The sequence below is a fragment of the Thermomonas sp. genome (assembly GCF_025993755.1).
GTDB lineage: Bacteria > Pseudomonadota > Gammaproteobacteria > Xanthomonadales > Xanthomonadaceae > Thermomonas.
Window position 1 is genome coordinate 1 of the sequence record NZ_JAMQHN010000138.1, and the last position, 3456, is coordinate 3456.

Below are 3456 nucleotides of genomic sequence, written 5' to 3' on the forward strand. Positions count from 1 at the left end.
AGAAATCATCATGGCTAACATCGGCACCTTCACCGCAGAGAAAGACGGCTTCACCGGTACGCTCCGCACCCTGACGCTCAACGTCAAGGTCAAGCTGGTTCCCAACGACAAAGGGGACAACGACAACGCCCCCGACTTCCGCCTGCAGGCGGCCAGCCACGACATCGGCGCGGCGTGGAAGAAGACCAGCGAGGCCGGGCGGCCCTACGTGTCCGTGACCCTCGACGATCCTTCGTTCCCGGCGACGGTCTATGCCCGCCTGATCGAAGGCGAGGACGGCACGCACGACCTGATCTGGTCGCGCAGCAAGCCCAAGGCGGCCTGACGGCCGCCCACCGCGCCCCGCCCATTGCGGCGGGGCGCGGTGCTGTTGGCGCAGCACGTCACGCACGCGCTAAGGCGCATCGCGTTCCTTCAACACCGCCTCAAGCTCCTGGCGCACCTGCGCCAGAAGCTGATCGGCCTTGCGCGTGCTGTCGCCGGCGTAGGCCAGCGTCAGCAGCGTGAGCGGATGCACTTCCATGACTTCGCACAGCTCGGTCAGCTTGTGCAGGGTCGGGCTTTTCTGCTCCCGCTCCAGCGAACTCATGTAGGTACGGCTCGACACGTCAGAGAACGCTTCCTGGGTCAAGCCCCGCGCTTTCCTGACCGTCCGTATCGCCGTTGCCAATGAGTGTTTCGCTGCCACCTATGGTTTTCCCTGAAAAACCAAGATGACAGCCGATTGCGTCCTATAGGGCTACAATCTATAGTGTTCATTTGGTGTTGTTGACTTCCGTATTCGTGCCTTTACGGAAAGCCGCATTGGCGGATTCCGACAGAATCGGGGAACCGCATCCGTGTTTCTTCTGGCCTACACAATTCCGCTTCGGCGTTTCCGTGCACGTACGGATTCGGTAGCTTGTGCCTCGGTACTTCCGCACGAAAGCACGCATCCGCTTCCTTGGTTCTGCGCTTTCGCGGAAAAACGCATCTGCGCATCGTCGGATTCGTGGGGGTTCCGGCCTTGATCCAGCCGCTCGTCACCGAAAAACAACGGGTGCAGCTGCTCGCCGTCGGCGCAGCGCTCGCCGATGGTCAGAACATCGACCCAATACCAGCGGTGCGACTGTTTACGCCGGATGCGCACGCGACTTGGCTGTTGGCCGCGCTCGATCCTGTCGATGGGGATACCGCTTGGGGGCTGATCGACCTCGGCATCGGGATGCCGGCGCTGGGGACGATCAAGCTCTCCGACCTGGCGGGCATCGTCGGGCCGCAGCAGCGGCCCGTCCGGCGCGACTTGTATTTCCACGCGGCACGGCCGCTATCGGAGTACGTCAGGCTGGCGCAGCGCGACGGCTCCATCCCCGACTAATCCGGGCGCATTGTGTCTTTTTCGATCTAGCTCAAGACGGCCAAGGTCTGGATCGGCGCCCTTGCACCAGTCGGGTGCGATCCTGACCAAAAAAGACATGGTGCGCGACGTGGCTTTCGGCAGGGTGTGTGGCGTTGCGCGCCATTTCTACGCGGCGCAGCCGTCGCACTCGGACGACTTATGCAAACTTCGGAGCTAATCGGTGTCGACCGCTTTTCACAATTTCAGCTTACGCCTTCTGATACCACTTCGATGCTGCTGAAGCCTTAGCTCCCGCGTTCAACGCCCGTGGCGACGTTCCTGTTGAATAGGAGGTCGCGTCATGGCCGATCGAAGCGCCGAAGCCTGGTATCCGACTGCCGCGTATCTCTACGTGCTGCACTTGGACGGTCCCGCGCTCGCTTGGGAGTACCTGCGTCGCCATCCCGACTACCGGCGCGACTGGCTACGCCGTCGCCGCCAGCCAGAGGCGGCGCACGCCTGGGGGCTGCGCCTGCTGGAAGACCCCGCACTGGATGCACGCGATGCACATCCGGACTGGTTCCCCGACCACGACGGCGTGCTCCAGCTCTACCCGGATGCCGACCCGCCGCCGGAGGCGGACGCCTTCGAGTTCTGGCGCATCCCCGGCCACAAGCATCTGCTCCATGACGGCAAGCGTCTGGTGCTGACGGCACGCTGGCCCGGCTGTTGCCTGCGACTCGCACTGGCGCCGGGCCTGGCCGATGGCATGGCCTACCTGTACGCCATCCGGGCGTGCGTCGCGCCTTGCGCGAGCTACCGCACGATCACGTCCGAGCTGGACAAGCTGGCGACCGCGGACGACGCACCTGCGGCGACGGCCCGTTCCCGGCCCACGCCGGCCGCGCTGCTGGAGCTGCACACCTTGCAGGCGCTCGACGCGACCCTCGCGGGCGCGTCCTTGCGCGAAACGGCCGAAGGACTGTTCGGCGCCGAAGCCGTGACCGCCGGCTGGTACGCCGACGGCGGCCTGCGCTCGCGCGTGCGCCGCCTCGTGCGGCGCGGCCGATCGCTGATGCGCGGCGGCTACCGCCGCCTTGCGCAACTCGAATGACCTGGGGAGGGTCGCTTTGCCTGCGCTGCAAGACGACCCTCTGCGCAACGCATCGCTATCTTGAGACTGCCTCCATCCGGCTGCGCTGGTGCTGCCGGCGCTTCTGACCGATGGAGGTTCACTCGATGCGACCCGCACCCTTGCGGCCTGCTGCCGCTGCCACCACCACGCCCGCACAACCCCAACGCTACCTCACCAACGACGAAGCCGCCGAGTACCTGCGGCTGTCGCCGCGCACGCTCGAAAAGCAGCGCGTGATCGGCGGCGGGCCGAAGTTCCGCAAGTTCGGCCGCCGCGTCATGTACGCGGTGGCCGACCTCGATGCCTGGGCCGACCAGCGCAGCTTCGAGGCCACCTCCGACCCCGAATACGCCGAGCACCACTCGGCCGACAGCCGTGCGCGCTGATCGGTGGCTCGCCGGTGGCCATCGTCATGCCCAGCCCATCGCGGGAGCGGGAACAGCTCGACCTGTTCCGCGCCTTGCCGGGCGATGGCATGGCGCCGCGCGACAGCCAGGACTTGATGGCCTTTCCGTTCTTCTCGCTGGCGAAGTCGCGGCGCACGGCGCCCATCGACTTCCGCGCCGGCGGCGTCACGGTGCGCGTGGAGGGCACGCAGGAACACGGTATCGCCACGATTTGGGATGCGGACGTGCTGATCTGGGCGGCTTCGCAGATCGTGGAAGCGCGCGACGCGGGTCTGCGCCCGTCGCGGCTTATGCACGCGACGCCTTACGAGATCCTGCGCTTCATCGGACGCGGCGTGTCGCTGCGCGACTACCAGCGCCTCAAGGCCGCGCTCGACCGGCTGCAATCGACCACCGTGGCGACGTCCATCCGCGAGACGACCGGGCGGCGCCTGCATCGCTTTTCGTGGATCAACGAATGGAAGGAGCTGGCCGATGCCCGCGGCACGCCGCTGGGCATCGAGCTGATCCTGCCGGACTGGTTCTATGCCGGCGTGCTCGACGCCGCCCTGGTGCTGACCATCGACCCGGCGTATTTCCGGCTGACCGGCGGCATC

Annotated in this window: 6 protein-coding genes; 5 read left to right on the forward strand and 1 reads right to left on the reverse strand. The window is 66.1% G+C overall.

Annotation, left to right across the window (positions count from 1 at the left end):
- Window positions 1-10: 10 nt before the first annotated feature.
- Window positions 11-325, forward strand: coding sequence for a DUF736 domain-containing protein (locus Q0X16_RS10120; RefSeq protein ID WP_297833755.1), 315 nt, complete (start codon window positions 11-13; stop codon window positions 323-325).
- Between the two features lie 69 nt (window positions 326-394).
- Here Q0X16_RS10120 and Q0X16_RS10125 read toward each other — a convergent pair whose 3' ends face one another.
- A complete protein-coding gene (locus Q0X16_RS10125) occupies window positions 395-688 on the reverse strand; it encodes a helix-turn-helix transcriptional regulator (RefSeq protein ID WP_130531523.1) in 294 nt (97 codons plus the stop codon).
- A gap of 318 nt (window positions 689-1006) precedes the next feature.
- On the opposite strand from Q0X16_RS10125, the gene Q0X16_RS10130 reads away from it, so the two are divergent.
- The 4 genes from Q0X16_RS10130 to Q0X16_RS10145 form a co-directional block, all read left to right on the forward strand.
- A complete protein-coding gene (locus tag Q0X16_RS10130; protein ID WP_130531599.1) occupies window positions 1007-1357 on the forward strand; it encodes a DUF2958 domain-containing protein in 351 nt (116 codons plus the stop codon).
- Window positions 1358-1679: 322 nt separating this feature from the next.
- Window positions 1680-2432, forward strand: a complete 753-nt coding sequence (locus tag Q0X16_RS10135) for a DUF2285 domain-containing protein (protein ID WP_297833747.1) — start codon at window positions 1680-1682, stop codon at window positions 2430-2432.
- Between the two features lie 125 nt (window positions 2433-2557).
- A complete protein-coding gene (locus Q0X16_RS10140; protein ID WP_199535268.1) occupies window positions 2558-2839 on the forward strand; it encodes a helix-turn-helix domain-containing protein in 282 nt (93 codons plus the stop codon).
- A 26-nt stretch (window positions 2840-2865) separates the two neighbouring features.
- A partial coding sequence (locus Q0X16_RS10145; protein WP_297833753.1) for a replication initiator protein A occupies window positions 2866-3456 on the forward strand: 591 nt, incomplete at its 3' end.

Bases quoted from the DNA above. Each gene is read 5' to 3' on its own strand.
- Q0X16_RS10120 (WP_297833755.1), top strand. From the start codon at position 11: ATGGCTAACATCGGCACCTTCACCGCAGAGAAAGACGGCTTCACCGGT.
- Q0X16_RS10135 (WP_297833747.1), top strand. From the start codon at position 1,680: ATGGCCGATCGAAGCGCCGAAGCCTGGTATCCGACTGCCGCGTATCTC.
- Q0X16_RS10140 (WP_199535268.1), top strand. From the start codon at position 2,558: ATGCGACCCGCACCCTTGCGGCCTGCTGCCGCTGCCACCACCACGCCC.